We start from the raw sequence: 12,521 nt of genomic DNA, 5'->3' as shown, positions 1-12,521 counted from the left end.
CCGGCGCCGCAGGAGCACCTGGAGGGGCAGGTCCGGCACCTCAACGTAGGCCGTCCGGGGCACGGCAGGGGACCTCCTTTCCCCAGCCCGGGCCGCGGCGCTTGTCCTTGAGCGCCTCCACCCGGCAGGCGAACCGGCCGGGCCCGAGCCGCCGCCGGCCGGCTCCCACCCGAAGCGACACCAACGACCCCAGGGAGGGGGCCCCGTCGGGTTTTCGGGTGAGGCACACGAGGGCGGCGCCGTGCTCCTGGGCGAGGCCCCCGAGGCGGGTCTGGGCCGCCAGGGTGAGGTCCCGGCGGTCCCCCAGGTCGAGCACCACCAGGCCGAAGGCGCCGGACCGGAGGAGATGGTCGGCCGCCCGTAGGGCCTCCCGGAGGCCGGGGGCCCGCACCACGGCCAGGGCGTCGAGGTCTACCCCGGCCTCGGCCGCGTCCGGTGGGTAGAAGGCGCTCTCCTCCGAGGTGATCCAGGCCACGGGCTCCCCCCGGGCCTGGGCGTCGCGCACGAGGAGCACGGCCGCCGTGAGGGGGGCGGGGTGGGCCCCCCCCGACACCTCCACCACCCGGCCGGCCAGGCCCTCCAGGCTCCATTCGGCCGGAGAGGCCGACCGGCCGAGCCGCGAGGCGGGCACCACGGGAATCGAGCGAAGCGCAGCAAGGGACATGGGGATTCTCCGCTGGGCGGCCGGTGTCAGGGGTGGATTCCCCAAACGGCGGATCCGGGGGGCTTTTCGACCGCGGACCGACGACCGAAGACCGACGACTGCACTACTCCAGCCTTCTACGCACCTCGATCACCTTGCCCAGGATCTCCACCTCGGCAGGGTCGGGCACGATGGGCTCGTGCCGGGGGTTTTCGGGCAGGAGTTCCACCCGGCCCCGGGTGAGCCGGAGCCGCTTCACGGTGGCCTCGTCGCCCACCCGGGCCACCACGATGTCGCCCGTGCGGGCCGTGGCCTGGCGTCGGACCACCACGAGGTCGCCCGGCAGGATGCCGGCGCCCACCATGCTGTCGCCCCGCACCCGCAGGGCGAACAGTTCGGGTTCCTCCCCCCGGGCCTCCACCGGCAGGTACCCCTCCAGGTGCTCCACGGCGGTGTCGGTGGGGCCGGCCGGCACCCGCCCGAGGAGCGGCACGAGCACGGTGGGGGTGGCGGACCCGGGCAGGCGGTACCCCCGGGCCTTGCCCCGGGTCACCACGAGCCGTCCCTCGGCCACCAGCCGCTCCAGGTGCTTGCGGGCCGTCTGGACCGACCGGAACCCCAGGGCCTCCTGGACCTCCCGCACCGTGGGCGGGTGGCCCGCGAGGATGCGGTCGCGCACAAACCGGAACACCTTCTGCCGGGTCTCACCGGGCGGGGTGGGGGCCATGGGACGCTCCTTGGTCGGCTGGAAGGCTAGAAGGCTGGAAAGCTGGGAGGCTGAGAGCTTCCAGACCTTGGCGGCGAGATGGGCCTAGCCGAAACCGACCCGCCACGCCGCCAAGCAGAAGTAAAGCACACAAATGTATGCCATGCAAGGGGGCAGACCTGGACGCCCGGGCCGCGGGATGGTATGAACCCGCGCCGGTGTCAGGAGTCAGAGGACAGAATTCAGGCGACAGGGAAGGGGGGCGGCCGGGTCGCGAGCCGTTTCGCTGCCCCGCCGGACGCCCCCGAGGAGACCCGTTTGAGCCGTTCCGACCCGTTGATCCTCGCCGTCGAGACCTCCTGCGACGAGACCGCCGCGGCCGTGCTGCGCGGGGAGCGGGGCCTCCTGGCCGACGTGGTGGCGAGCCAGGCCGCGCTCCACGCCGAGTACGGCGGGGTGGTGCCCGAGCTGGCCTGCCGGGCCCACATCGAGGCCGTGGTGCCCGTGGTGCGCCGGGCGCTCGGGGAGGCCGGGGTGGACCTCGCCGACCTCGACGCCGTGGCCGTGACCCGGGGGCCGGGCCTCGTGGGGGCGCTCCTCGTGGGGCTCTCGTTCGCCAAGGCCCTGGCCTGGGCCCGGGGCCTCCCGCTGGTGGGCGTCAACCACCTGGAGGCCCACCTGGCGGCCGCGTTTCTGGAGCACGACGTGGGGTTCCCCTTCGTGGGGCTCGTGGTATCGGGCGGCCACACGGCCCTCTACTGGAGCCCTCGGCGGGGGGGCTACCGGCTCCTGGGCCAGACGCTCGACGACGCGGCCGGCGAGGCCTTCGACAAGGTGGCGAAGCTCCTGGGCCTGGGCTACCCGGGCGGGGTGGTGATCGACCGGCTGGCCCGGGAGGGGGACCCGGAGGCGTACCGGTTCCCCCGGCCCATGCTCGCGGACCCGTCCCTCGATTTTTCCTTCTCGGGCCTGAAGACCGCGGTTCGCACCCACCGGGAGAAGTTCCTGAAGGGCCTCACCGAGGCCGAACTCCGGGACACCTGCGCCTCGTTCCAGGAGGCCGTGGTGGACGTGCTCCTGGCCAAGGCCCGCCGGGCGGTGGAGGAGACCGGGGCCGAAACCCTCGTGCTGTGCGGCGGGGTGGCCTGCAACAGCCGGCTCCGGGGGCGGGCCGCGGACCTGGCCGGGCGGATGGGGATCCGCCTCGTGGTGCCCCGGCCCCGGCTGTGCACCGACAACGCGGCCATGGTGGCGGCGGCCGGTCTGCACCGCTACCTCACGGGGTACCGCTCCGGCGCCGACCTCGACGCGGTGCCCACCTGGGACCTGGAGGACCTGTGAGCCCGGCCCCCCCGGTTCCCCCCCCGAAAAAGGGCCTCGGCCAGCACTTTCTCCACGACCGGGGGGTGATCCGCCGGATCGCCGAGGCCGCGGGCGCGGCCCCGGGCGAGCGCGTGCTCGAGATCGGGCCGGGGCCCGGTGGGCTCACCCGGGCGCTCCTGGACGCGGGCGCCCGGGTGTGGGCCGTGGAGGCCGACCCCCGGATGGTGGAGCGGCTCCGGGCCCTCGGGTGGGAGGGGCTGGAGGTCCTGGAGGCCGACGCCCTGGCGGTGGACTACCCGGCCCTGGCCGAACGGGCCGGGGGCCGCTTTCGGCTCGCCGGAAACCTGCCCTACAACATCTCCGGCCCCCTTCTGGCCAAGCTGCTCCAGGACCGCCGGGCGTTTTCATCGATCACCGTGATGCTCCAGCGGGAGGTGGCCGAGCGGATCCTGGCCCCGCCCGGCAGCCGGGCCCGGGGGAGCCTGAGCGTGCTCGCCCAGGCCTTCTGCCGGGTGCGCAGCGTGCTCCGGGTGGGGCCCGGGGCGTTCACCCCCCCGCCCAAGGTGGAGAGCCAGGTGATCCGGCTCGACGTGCTCGCCGAGCCCGCGGTTCCCCTGGCCGACGAGGCCACCCTGTGGCGGGTGGTCCGGGCCGGGTTCGGCCAGCGCCGGAAGATGCTCCGGAACGCCCTGGCCGGGGCCGTGGCCGACCCGGCGGGGTGCCTGGAGGCGGCCGGCCTTACCGGGCGGGAGCGGGCCGAGGCACTCGGGACCGAGGCCTGGATCCGGCTCGCCAACGCGGCGGCCGCACGGGGAGGGTAGCCGATGGCGGTGTACACCCCGGTTTCGCCGGAGGAGGCCGAGGCGTTCCTGCGGGCCCGGGGCCTGGGGGCCCTGGAGCGGATGGAGCCGATCGGGCAGGGCATCGAGAACACGAACTACCGGGTGCGGGCCGGGGGGCGGTGGTACGTGCTGACCCTGCTCGAGCGGGAGTCGCCGGGGCGGGCCCGGGAGACGGCCGAGTTGGCCCGGGCGCTCGCCGCCGGGGGGGTGCCCTGCCCGGCGCCGGTGGGGGACGTGGGCGTGGTGTGCGGCCGGCCCGCCGTGGTGGTGCCGTGGGTCGAGGGCGAGATGGACCGCCGGCCGGGGCCCGGGCGGCTCGAGGCCCTGGGGCGGTGCCTCGGCCGGCTCCACCGGGTGGGCCGGGGCGTCCCGGTGAGCCGCGGGGGCCCCCAGGCGGCGGCCGAACTCGTGCCGCTGGCCCGGCGGCTCGCCCGGGAGATCGAGGCGGGCCGGCCCGGGGTGGCCGCCCTCCTGCGGGACGAGGCCGGCTACCAGGAACGGGTGGACGAAACCGCGGCGCCCTGGGGCCTCGTGCACGCCGACCTTTTCCTGGACAACGTGCTCTTTGCGCCCGGGGCGGCCGAGGTGCGCGCCGTGCTCGACCTCCACATGGCGGGCCGGGGGCCGCTCCCCTACGACCTGGCCGTGACGCTCCTGGACGCGGCCTGGGCGGGGAAGGGCCTGGACCCGGCCCGCGCCGAGCCGTTCCTCCGGGGCTACGGCGCCGAGGCGCCGGAGCCGCCGCCCCGGGACCTCGGCCCGTGGCTCCGGCGGGCCGCGCTCCGGTTCCTGTGCCTTCGGATCGAGCGCGCCTGGCTGCCGGGGCGGGCCATGGTCGAGGGGGCGCCCAAGGATCCCGGGGAGTTCGTGGCGAAGCTCGAGGCCCTTCGGGGGGAAACGGGGTGAGGGGATCCGGGGCCCCCGGGGTTCGTCCCATCGCCTGGGACGAGGACCTTCTGGCGGCCGAGGTCCTGGCCCGGGGCGGGGGGGTGCGGGTGTGGCCGGTGACCGAGGTGGCCGTGGTGCTCGGCCGGTCGGGCCGGCCCGAGGCCGAGGTGTTCCTCGACCGGTGCCGGGCCGACCGGGTGCCCGTGTACCGCCGCCGCGGGGGGGGCGGCACCGTGGTCCTCGCTCCCGGGTGCTGGGTGGTGAGCGTGTCCCGGCCCCTGGAGAGCCCCGTGGGGGTGGGGAGGCTCCTCCGCCGCACCGTGGAGGTGCTGGCCGAGGTCGCGGGAGGGGCGGCGGGCCTTCGCCTCGCCCCCCGGGGCACGGGGGACCTCTGCGCGGGCGAGCGCAAGGTGCTCGGGTCGAGCGCCTTCGCCCGGCGGGGCGGGTTTCTCTACCAGGCGAGCCTCCTCGTGGAGATGGACCTCGACCTCGTGGACCGGTATCTTCCCCATCCGCCCCGGGAACCCGCCTATCGCCGCGGCCGGCCCCACCGGGAGTTCCTGACCACCCTCAGGACGGCCGGGTTCCGGGGGGACGCGGATCGTCTGGCGCAGGCGATCGAGGCCGGGCTCCGGGCCCGTCAGGAGGAGATCGGATGAGCGCGCTGGTGGAGGTGAGGGTGCCCCGGCTGGGCGACAACGTGGGCACGGCCGTGCTCGTGGCGTGGCACGTGGAGCCGGGCGCCCGGGTGCGGGACGGCGACGTCCTGTTCGAGGTCGAAACCGACAAGGCCGTGTTCGAGGTGGAGGCCGAGGTGGACGGCGTGGTGGTGGAGGTGCTGGCCGAGGCCGGCGCCGACGTGGCCCCCGACCAGGTCGTGGCCCGGATCCGGCCGGAGCGGGCATGACCGACCCGAAGGTCCGCCGGCTCGGCCGGGTGGGGTTCCGGGAGGCCTGGGAGCTTCAGAAACGCCTCGGGGAGGCCCTGCTGCGGGGCGAAGGCCCCGAGATCCTCCTGGCCCTCGAGCACCCGCCGGTGATCACCCTGGGCCGGTCCACCCAGCCGGGCGACGCCGGGCTCTCGGCCGAGGAGTGGCGGGCCCGGGGGGTCGAGGTGGTGCCCGTGGACCGGGGAGGCCGGGCCACCTACCACGGCCCCGGCCAGGTGGTGATCTACCCCATCGTGGACCTGAGGGCCCGGGGCCGGGACCTCAGGGCGTACGTGCGGGCCCTGGAGGACGCCGGGGCCGCCGCGCTCCAGCGGTTCGGTATCCCCGCCCGGCCGGGCCGGGACCCCGTGGGGGTGTTCGTGGGGCCGGCCAAGATCGCCTCGATCGGGGTGGCCGTGCGCCGCTGGATCACCCGGCACGGCATCGCCGTGAACGTGGCGAACGACCCCCGGGTGTACCGGCACTTCACCCCCTGCGGCCTCGTGGGGGTGCCCATGACCCGGGTGGCCGACCACGCGCCGGTGCCCCTGGGGGTGGTGCGGGAGGCCCTGATCGAGGAGATCCTGGTCCGGCTCCGGGACCTGCGGCGGGAGGCGGAGGGGTGAACCCGCGGGTCGGCGGCAGGGAGGCCGTGGAGAAGGCCCTTTCGGCACGCCTCGGGGGGCCGGTGCGGTGGGTGTGGACGGAGAACCGCCGGGTGTACGCTTCGGTGCGGCGGTCGGCCGGGGAGGTCACGGTGCGGCTCCACCGATCGTTTCGCCACGCCCCGCCCGAGGTGTGGGAGGGGCTCGGCCGGTTTCTCTTGGACGGGGACCGAACCCGGCTCGGGCCGGCCCTGGAGCACTTCCGCCGGCACCGGGGCGAACCCCGGCCGCGGCGGGTGGTGGTGCGGCCCCGGGGCCGGGCCCACGACCTCGCCGAGATCCTGGAGGACCTCCTTCGCCTGCCGGGGTTCGGGGGGCTCCCGCCGGTGGCGGTCTCCTGGGGGCGGCGCCGGAGCCCGGGCCGCCGGGTGGTGCGGGTGGGGTCCTACAGCCCCGGCCCGCCGGCCGTGATTCGGGTCCACCCCGTGCTCGACCGGCCCGGGGTGCCGCGGGCGGCCGTGGCCTCGGTGGTGCACCACGAACTCGTGCACCACCTCCTCCACGCCCGCCACGGCCCGGCCGAGGGCCGGCGCCACGGGGCCCGGTTCCGGGCCTGGGAAAGGACGTTCCCGGACCACGCCGAGGCCCGGGCGTGGTTCGACCGGGAGTTCCCAAAACTGGTAGCGGCGGGGCGGCCCGGCGGCTAGGCGGCTGGGCGGCTGGGCGGCTGGGCGGCTAGGCGGCTAGGCGGCTAGGCGGCTGGGCGGCTGGGCGGCTGGGCGGCTGGGCGGCTGGGCGGCCCGCAGCCCCCGGACGGGGGGGCCGCGCTCCTCGACGGACGCGGGATTCGTCCGGGCCGCTGTTTCGCCAGGGGCCCCAAGCGACCGAACGATTCACGATTCACGACTTCACGACTTTACGTTTCACGACAGCCGAGCCGCCCGGCGGGCCGAAGGCCACCGACCGCAGACCGTTGACCGCAGACCGAGGAGCGAGGACCGAACTTCCCATGTACGAAACCATCGTGACCCACAACGACCTGGACGGCGTGGCCTCGGCCGCCCTGTGCTCCAAGGCCTACGGCGTGAACCGCATCTTTTTCGCGGGCCCGGTGCAGATCCAGCAGGCCCGGGCCACCGTGACCGCCCGGGACATCGTGTGCGACCTGCCGTACCCCGCGGAGTGCGCCCTGTGGTTCGACCACCACCAGGGCAACCTGGCCGACCTGGAGGAGCGCGGGCTCGACCCGGCCTCGATTCCGGGCCGGTTCGCCCCCGAGAAGTCCTGCGCCCGGGTCGTGTACCAGTACCTTCTGGACGAGGGAAGGAAGCTCCCCGACCATTTCGCCGAGCTCGTGGACGCCGTGGACGTGGTGGACAGCTTCGACTACGCCTCGGTGGAGGAGTGGCGTGCCGAAACCCCGGCCCACGTGGTGGCCAACGCCATGAAGGGCGAGTTCCGGTCGCCCTCCCAGCGAAACCTGTTCTACCGGAACCTGGTCTACGCCCTGCGGGACCACGGGCTCGAGAAGGTGGCCCGGGCCAAGGCGGTGCGCCGGCGCTACGAGGCCTACCTGGCGGAAGAGGAGAACATGCTCCGGCTCCTGGAGCAGGATGCCCGGCCGCTCGACATAGAGCCGTCGATCGTCCTAGTGGATCTCACCCGCCACAACCGTAAGCCCTTCGTCTGGAAGAACTTGGCCCAGGTGCTCTACCCCGAGGCCCTGGCCGTGGTGTCGGTGGAGTGCGCGTTTCGCAACGGCCGCAAAACGAACGACCTGGGGTTTTCCATGTCGCTCACCATCCGCCAGAACCGATCCGGGGAGCCCAAGGACGTGGGCGAGATCATGCGCACCCTCAACATCGGCGACGGCCATCCCGGCGCCGGCGCCGGCCGGGTGAGTTGCCGCTCCAAGGACGAGATGCTTCGCAGGAAGGACGAGGTCCTGGCCCGCATCGTGGAGCTCTGGCGGGCCCAGGGGAAAGGAGACGGAGGATGAGAAAGGAAATCGTGGGGCTCGCGGCGGCCGTCCTCCTGGCGGGGTGCCAGCAGGGAGTTTCGGAACAGCCGCCGACGCCGTCCAAGGGGGCCTTCGGGGCCCTGGTGGAGGAGGTGCTCGCCCCCCACTGCGCCCGCCCGGGGTGCCACACGGGCGACCGCCCGGCCGGGGGGCTCCATCTGGGGGACGACCGCGCCTACGACGACCTCGTGAACGCCCCGGCCCACCGCCGGCCCGACCGAAAGCGCGTGGTGCCGGGCGACCCGGCCGCGAGCTACCTTCTGGACCGGATCACCGAGGGAGGCGACCGCCCCCTGATGCCCCTGGGCGCCGACCCCCTGTCCGACGCCGAGATCCGGCGTATCGAGGAGTGGATCCGCGAAGGCGCCCCCCGGTAAAGCCCCGTGGGGTCCGCCGGGCTGGACGGGCTCACCCGATCGGCTCCAGCCGGAGACCGGCCGCGGGGGCGATGAGGTCGAAATGGCGGTCGAGGGTGGCCATGCGCACTCCGGCTGCGACGGCCGACACCGCCAGATAGCAGTCGGCCAGGCCCACGGTGGTCCCCTCGCGCCGGAGGCGGTTCGAGAGCAGGCCGGCTTGGGCCCATAGGGTCGGGCTTTCGGGGAGGAACGGGAACACGCGGGAGAACTCTTCGAGTACCCGCTGTTCCCGCCGGGACCGAGCCCCCTGGAGAAGTTCTCCCAGCACCAATCCGACGCAGACAACTCGGTCTTCTTGGATCCACCGATCCACGGCGGCGCGACACGGTTCCCGCCCGCGGAAGAACTCGATCCACACCGAGGTGTCGACCAGGATCCTACCGGAGGCCGGTTCTGTCGTCTTCATGACGCAGTTCGTCCGCCGTCAGGTCGAAGTCGAGTTGACCGGCCATGTCCCGTATTCGATCTCTCCTGCGCCGCCGGATCTCCTCCCGGATCGCTTGCAGGACCGCGTCAGTCTTGGACCGTGCGTTCACCAGGGAAACCAGTTCGTCCACGAGTTCCTGGGGGACGGTGATGGTTGTCCGTCTCATGAGAATACCTCCGGGCCGTGTGTGGTCAAATTGCACAAGTCATCCTAGGAGAATTCTGTATCTTGTCAACCGATGGCTGGCAAGTTCTGCGGGTCGCCATCTGGACCACGGCCGTGAAGGGCGGGGAAAAGGGGTGAAAATGGCCCCAATCCACTCTCTGTTGTCCCGGGCGTAGGGGGACTGTCTGGTGGAGGCTCAGTCCTTGCCCACCCGCGTAAACTTCGCCCCCTCGAGGGTCAGGTTGTACATGAGGCCCTTCTGGCCGAACACGAAGGCCACGATGGGTTTCTTCATCGTCGTCGTGTCGATCGTTCCACCGGCCCCGAGGTTCACGAGGGCGACGGACCCGTCCACGCCCACCTCCCATCCCTCGGAGCGCCGGAACCCGTCCAGGGCCTCCTGGGTGAGGAAGAGCAGGATCACGGTCTTCACCTGGGCCCCGAGTTGGAACCCGATGGAGGCCGCGGCCGTGCTGTAGTAGGCCACGGTCTTTCCCCCTACCCGCAGCGCGCCCTCCCCGTACTCCCCGCCGATGCCGAACCCGGCCTTGATCACCTTTGGAAAGACGAGAACTCCTTTTGCCGAGCCGAGTAAGGCGGCGGCCCCCTCCACCTCCTTCTGGAACCGCTCCAGGGCCACGTCCACCCCTACGTCGATCTCCCGGGCCGTGGCAGCTTGGGCGGCGGGTGTCAGGCAGAGGAAAAGGAAGGCGGCAAACCACCAGAACAAGCTCGGGGATCTCGAACGCATACTGGTCTCTCCTGCCAGAGTGAGGCAATGGCGAGGGCATTGCGCGTTGAACGATCTTATCAACGCGGCGCCGATAGAGGCGCGCAAGGAAGTCGCCAGGGCATGGGGCCTGCTTCCGGCCGCGCGTCAGAGCGGCAACCGGCCGCTGCAGGAGCCACGCCCGGCGCTCCGGCAAGCCCCATGCCCCGGAGTGTGCCTGTTTAGCCGCCGGAGCAATAACGTCCGGGATCACAGACGGCGGGCGCCCGGCAGGCGGGCCATCCTGCGGTCGAGCGTCAGGGTCAGGAGGTCCGCCGCCCGGTAGTCGTCGGCGATGAGGCGGTCCACCAACCCACAGCCCCCGGTTTCCTTGAGGGCGTCGAGCACGCCCCGGCCGTTGAGCGGGGCCACGAGGCCGCTTTGGAGCACGCTCAGGAGGCCCTGCCGGGCCTCGGCCTTGGTCACGCCGTAGTGGTGCTGGACCGCGATGTACGCCTCCGCGATCACCATGTTGGAAGCAAACACCTCGGCGCCTTCCCCCTCGATCTTTTGGGTCAGGGCTTCCACGCAGGCTCGGAACTCGTCCTCGGGATCGCCGGTGAGGAGGCGTACGAGAATCGAGGTGTCAATCCCGAAGCGACGGGTCATGGGGTTCTCTTCGAAACGTTTCCAGGTCGAAGGTTCCCTTGCCTTTGCGTAACTTGTCCCGCAACGGCGCGAGCCGGGACTCGTCGATGCGCCGTGGGAGGAGGAGGTATCCCTCCTCGCACTCCCGGAGCTCGATCCGATCCCCGGGCCGGACTCCCAATGCCTCGAGCACGTGGGCCGGGAACGTGACCTGCCGTTTCGTGGTGACCTTCAGCAGCATGGCGACCTCCTTACGTTCGAGCATAGTTAGGTAAGGAGGGGGAGTCAATCGGGACTCCGGGACCGCCGGTTGCCCCCCTTGGCGCGGGCAGGAAGTGTCCGGTACCCTGCCCGCATGGTGGCGAAGACACGGCTCACATTTTGGTTGGGGGGGCTCGTGGCCGCCGCGGCCATCGCGGCCTGCGCCGGGGCGCGGCCGGCGGGGGGCGGCGCGCTCACCCGGGCCGAGGAGCGAAAGCTCGGGGAACGGGTGGTGGCCCAGGTGCGCCGGGAGTTCCGGGTGCTGGACGACCCCTACCTCGACGGGTATCTCCGCGACCTCGGAACCCGGGTGGCCCGGGCCATGGGGGCCGACACCTTCGACCTTCGGTTCCACGTGGTGGCCGACCCGCGGCTCAACGCGTTCGCGGTGCCGGGGGGGCACGTGTTCGTCACGAGCCAGACCATCCTTTCGAGCGCCGACGAGGCGGAGCTCGCGGGCGTGATCGCCCACGAGATCGGCCACGTGGAGGGCCGCCACATCGCCCACCGCATGGAGAAGGCCGCCAAGGTGAACCTGGGGGCGATGGCGGCGGTGCTGGCGGGGGCGTTCCTGGGGAACCCCAAGGCCGGGGCGGCCATCGCCACCTTCGGGGTGGCCGGCGCCCAGGCCAAAATGCTCCAGTACAGCCGGGAGGACGAGGAGGACGCCGACCGGCGGGCCGCCCGGGCCCTAGTGGCGGCCGGCTACGACCCCTGGGGGCTCGTGCGGTTCATGGAGACGATCCGGCGCAGTTCGCCCACCCCCGAGGGCGTGCCGGCCTACCTCTTCACCCACCCCCTGCCGGAAAACCGGTCCGTGTATCTCGCGGATCTGATCCCTCCGGGCACCGAGATCCCGCCGCCCGACCCGGACCGCCTGTGGCGGGTCCAGGCCCGGGTGCTCGTGGAGGACCCGAGGCCCTGGGGGGAGGACCTGTTCCGCCAGCGGACCCGGGAGGCCCCCGGCCGGCCGGCCTCGTGGCTCGGCCTCGCACTCCTGGTGCGGGAGCGGGGCCTCTACGAGGAGGGCCTGGACGCCTTGGGGAGGGCCGAGGCCCTGGCCCCGGGCGATCCGGAGGTCCTCCACGAGCGGGCGGCCACCTGGCTCCGGCAAGGCCGGACCGAGGAGGCGGTTTCGCTGCTCGAGCGCCTGCGGACCGAGGGCCGGGCCACGGCGCCGGCCCTGCGCGACCTGGGATGGGCCTATCTCGAGGCGGAGCGGGGCGAGGACGCGCTCGCCGTGTACGACGAGCTCGCGCGGCTCGACCCCGGATGGGCGGAGCTTCCGTACTACCGGGGCATGGCGCTGGGGAAGGCCGGGAAGCTCGGGGAGGGCCACGCCCTGCTGGGGGACTACTACCGGGAGAAGGGCCGGCCCGACCTGGCCGCCCGTCACTACCGGCAGGCCCTCGAGCACCTTCCCCCCGGCGAGCGAAGGGCCGAGGTGGAGAAGGCCCTGCGGGCCCTGCGCAACCGGCGGCCCCGCCGGGAGTGACTGGTCCTCAGGGCGTATGCGGGAAAGGCTGTGCTCCGTGACAGAGAAAGCGCCGAGTCGGCCCTGCTTGCCGACTCGGCGCTGTGGTCACCCCGCTAAAAACCGTATTTGTCCAGCTGCTATTGTGGATGCATCTACCAGTGGTATCCTAGGAGCAATCCAGCATGCCCGCCACCCGCATTTTTGTCGTCGTCGAAAAGTTCGACCTTTGCGTGCGACCACCCTAGATTAAACCACTCGTGTCCAAGAACGCTATCGCCAGAAAGCCTGAGAGCCTGAACTGATGCGGAAAATCGGCGGGTCGGCGAACCGGGGAACCTGGTCCATGAAAAATGCCCTCCGTCTCGGGTATGGTGGTGCTCTCCACAGACATCACCACCCAAGAGGAGGGCCTGCCGATGGTACGTACCGCCAGTCTCTTCAGTCAAATCCTCGGCCTCGT

Annotated in this window: 17 protein-coding genes; 10 read left to right on the top strand and 7 right to left on the bottom strand. The window is 72.7% G+C overall.

Features of this window, described 5'->3' with window-relative positions; translation table 11 throughout:
* Positions 1 to 40 precede the first annotated feature (40 nt).
* Both ACY0I8_RS12470 and lexA read right to left on the bottom strand, forming a co-directional pair.
* Positions 41 to 664, bottom strand: coding sequence for a recombinase A (locus ACY0I8_RS12470; RefSeq protein WP_461395016.1), 624 nt, complete (start codon positions 662 to 664; stop codon positions 41 to 43).
* A 103-nt stretch (positions 665 to 767) separates the two neighbouring features.
* Positions 768 to 1,370 (bottom strand): LexA family protein, encoded by a 603-nt coding sequence (lexA, locus tag ACY0I8_RS12465; RefSeq protein WP_459939766.1) that lies wholly within the window; start codon positions 1,368 to 1,370, stop codon positions 768 to 770.
* A 297-nt stretch (positions 1,371 to 1,667) separates the two neighbouring features.
* On the opposite strand from lexA, the gene tsaD reads away from it, so the two are divergent.
* The 9 genes from tsaD to ACY0I8_RS12420 all read left to right on the top strand — a co-directional run bounded on the left by tsaD (position 1,668) and on the right by ACY0I8_RS12420 (position 8,332).
* Entirely contained in the window at positions 1,668 to 2,690 is a 1,023-nt protein-coding gene (tsaD, locus tag ACY0I8_RS12460; protein ID WP_461395015.1) for a tRNA (adenosine(37)-N6)-threonylcarbamoyltransferase complex transferase subunit TsaD, read from the top strand.
* Positions 2,687 to 3,493: a 16S rRNA (adenine(1518)-N(6)/adenine(1519)-N(6))-dimethyltransferase RsmA gene (rsmA, locus tag ACY0I8_RS12455; protein ID WP_461395014.1), complete on the top strand. Its 807-nt coding sequence runs from the start codon at positions 2,687 to 2,689 to the stop codon at positions 3,491 to 3,493. Before tsaD ends, rsmA begins: the two co-directional genes overlap by 4 nt.
* A 3-nt stretch (positions 3,494 to 3,496) precedes the next feature.
* The gene (locus ACY0I8_RS12450) at positions 3,497 to 4,420 is read left to right on the top strand and encodes a homoserine kinase (RefSeq protein WP_461395013.1); all 924 of its coding nucleotides are present in this window, start codon (positions 3,497 to 3,499) and stop codon (positions 4,418 to 4,420) included.
* Entirely contained in the window at positions 4,417 to 5,061 is a 645-nt protein-coding gene (locus tag ACY0I8_RS12445; protein WP_461395012.1) for a lipoyl protein ligase domain-containing protein, read from the top strand. The genes ACY0I8_RS12450 and ACY0I8_RS12445 overlap by 4 nt, the downstream gene beginning before the upstream one ends.
* Positions 5,058 to 5,309, top strand: a complete 252-nt coding sequence (locus ACY0I8_RS12440) for a biotin/lipoyl-containing protein (RefSeq protein ID WP_461395011.1) — start codon at positions 5,058 to 5,060, stop codon at positions 5,307 to 5,309. Before ACY0I8_RS12445 ends, ACY0I8_RS12440 begins: the two co-directional genes overlap by 4 nt.
* Positions 5,306 to 5,956, top strand: coding sequence for a lipoyl(octanoyl) transferase LipB (gene lipB, locus ACY0I8_RS12435; RefSeq protein ID WP_461395010.1), 651 nt, complete (start codon positions 5,306 to 5,308; stop codon positions 5,954 to 5,956). Before ACY0I8_RS12440 ends, lipB begins: the two co-directional genes overlap by 4 nt.
* Entirely contained in the window at positions 5,953 to 6,642 is a 690-nt protein-coding gene (locus ACY0I8_RS12430; protein WP_461395009.1) for a hypothetical protein, read from the top strand. The genes lipB and ACY0I8_RS12430 overlap by 4 nt, the downstream gene beginning before the upstream one ends.
* A gap of 302 nt (positions 6,643 to 6,944) precedes the next feature.
* The gene (locus tag ACY0I8_RS12425; protein WP_461395008.1) at positions 6,945 to 7,934 is read left to right on the top strand and encodes a hypothetical protein; all 990 of its coding nucleotides are present in this window, start codon (positions 6,945 to 6,947) and stop codon (positions 7,932 to 7,934) included.
* Positions 7,931 to 8,332, top strand: coding sequence for a c-type cytochrome domain-containing protein (locus ACY0I8_RS12420; RefSeq protein WP_461395007.1), 402 nt, complete (start codon positions 7,931 to 7,933; stop codon positions 8,330 to 8,332). Before ACY0I8_RS12425 ends, ACY0I8_RS12420 begins: the two co-directional genes overlap by 4 nt.
* 31 nt (positions 8,333 to 8,363) lie before the next feature.
* Here ACY0I8_RS12420 and vapC read toward each other — a convergent pair whose 3' ends face one another.
* The 5 genes from vapC to ACY0I8_RS12395 all read right to left on the bottom strand — a co-directional run bounded on the left by vapC (position 8,364) and on the right by ACY0I8_RS12395 (position 10,564).
* Positions 8,364 to 8,780 carry a type II toxin-antitoxin system VapC family toxin gene (vapC, locus tag ACY0I8_RS12415; RefSeq protein ID WP_461395006.1) on the bottom strand — a complete coding sequence of 139 codons (417 nt, stop codon included), beginning with the start codon at positions 8,778 to 8,780 and terminating at the stop codon, positions 8,364 to 8,366.
* On the bottom strand, positions 8,752 to 8,967 hold the full coding sequence (locus tag ACY0I8_RS12410; RefSeq protein WP_461395005.1) for a DUF2191 domain-containing protein: 216 nt from the start codon (positions 8,965 to 8,967) through the stop codon (positions 8,752 to 8,754). Before ACY0I8_RS12410 ends, vapC begins: the two co-directional genes overlap by 29 nt.
* 195 nt (positions 8,968 to 9,162) lie before the next feature.
* Positions 9,163 to 9,717: a BPSL1445 family SYLF domain-containing lipoprotein gene (locus ACY0I8_RS12405; protein ID WP_461395004.1), complete on the bottom strand. Its 555-nt coding sequence runs from the start codon at positions 9,715 to 9,717 to the stop codon at positions 9,163 to 9,165.
* A 228-nt stretch (positions 9,718 to 9,945) separates the two neighbouring features.
* Positions 9,946 to 10,344: a PIN domain-containing protein gene (locus ACY0I8_RS12400; protein WP_461395003.1), complete on the bottom strand. Its 399-nt coding sequence runs from the start codon at positions 10,342 to 10,344 to the stop codon at positions 9,946 to 9,948.
* Positions 10,322 to 10,564, bottom strand: a complete 243-nt coding sequence (locus tag ACY0I8_RS12395; RefSeq protein WP_461395002.1) for an AbrB/MazE/SpoVT family DNA-binding domain-containing protein — start codon at positions 10,562 to 10,564, stop codon at positions 10,322 to 10,324. The genes ACY0I8_RS12400 and ACY0I8_RS12395 overlap by 23 nt, the downstream gene beginning before the upstream one ends.
* A gap of 114 nt (positions 10,565 to 10,678) precedes the next feature.
* On the opposite strand from ACY0I8_RS12395, the gene ACY0I8_RS12390 reads away from it, so the two are divergent.
* On the top strand, positions 10,679 to 12,079 hold the full coding sequence (locus tag ACY0I8_RS12390; protein ID WP_461395001.1) for a M48 family metalloprotease: 1,401 nt from the start codon (positions 10,679 to 10,681) through the stop codon (positions 12,077 to 12,079).
* The last annotated feature ends 442 nt before the right edge of the window (positions 12,080 to 12,521 follow it).

The sequence above is a fragment of the Deferrisoma sp. genome (assembly GCF_054681715.1).
The sequence above is the reverse complement of the archived record's forward strand: the minus strand, read 5'-3'. Positions and strand labels throughout refer to the sequence as shown.

What these genes read in the sequence shown, in the direction of transcription:
- ACY0I8_RS12450 (WP_461395013.1), top strand. Translation starts at nt 3,497, where the DNA reads ATGGCGGTGTACACCCCGGTTTCGCCGGAGGAGGCCGAGGCGTTCCTG.
- vapC (WP_461395006.1), bottom strand. Translation starts at nt 8,780, where the DNA reads ATGAAGACGACAGAACCGGCCTCCGGTAGGATCCTGGTCGACACCTCG.
- ACY0I8_RS12425 (WP_461395008.1), top strand. Translation starts at nt 6,945, where the DNA reads ATGTACGAAACCATCGTGACCCACAACGACCTGGACGGCGTGGCCTCG.
- ACY0I8_RS12390 (WP_461395001.1), top strand. Translation starts at nt 10,679, where the DNA reads ATGGTGGCGAAGACACGGCTCACATTTTGGTTGGGGGGGCTCGTGGCC.
- ACY0I8_RS12420 (WP_461395007.1), top strand. Translation starts at nt 7,931, where the DNA reads ATGAGAAAGGAAATCGTGGGGCTCGCGGCGGCCGTCCTCCTGGCGGGG.
- lipB (WP_461395010.1), top strand. Translation starts at nt 5,306, where the DNA reads ATGACCGACCCGAAGGTCCGCCGGCTCGGCCGGGTGGGGTTCCGGGAG.
- ACY0I8_RS12405 (WP_461395004.1), bottom strand. Translation starts at nt 9,717, where the DNA reads ATGCGTTCGAGATCCCCGAGCTTGTTCTGGTGGTTTGCCGCCTTCCTT.
- lexA (WP_459939766.1), bottom strand. Translation starts at nt 1,370, where the DNA reads ATGGCCCCCACCCCGCCCGGTGAGACCCGGCAGAAGGTGTTCCGGTTT.
- ACY0I8_RS12400 (WP_461395003.1), bottom strand. Translation starts at nt 10,344, where the DNA reads ATGACCCGTCGCTTCGGGATTGACACCTCGATTCTCGTACGCCTCCTC.
- ACY0I8_RS12470 (WP_461395016.1), bottom strand. Translation starts at nt 664, where the DNA reads ATGTCCCTTGCTGCGCTTCGCTCGATTCCCGTGGTGCCCGCCTCGCGG.
- ACY0I8_RS12410 (WP_461395005.1), bottom strand. Translation starts at nt 8,967, where the DNA reads ATGAGACGGACAACCATCACCGTCCCCCAGGAACTCGTGGACGAACTG.
- ACY0I8_RS12395 (WP_461395002.1), bottom strand. Translation starts at nt 10,564, where the DNA reads ATGCTGCTGAAGGTCACCACGAAACGGCAGGTCACGTTCCCGGCCCAC.
- ACY0I8_RS12440 (WP_461395011.1), top strand. Translation starts at nt 5,058, where the DNA reads ATGAGCGCGCTGGTGGAGGTGAGGGTGCCCCGGCTGGGCGACAACGTG.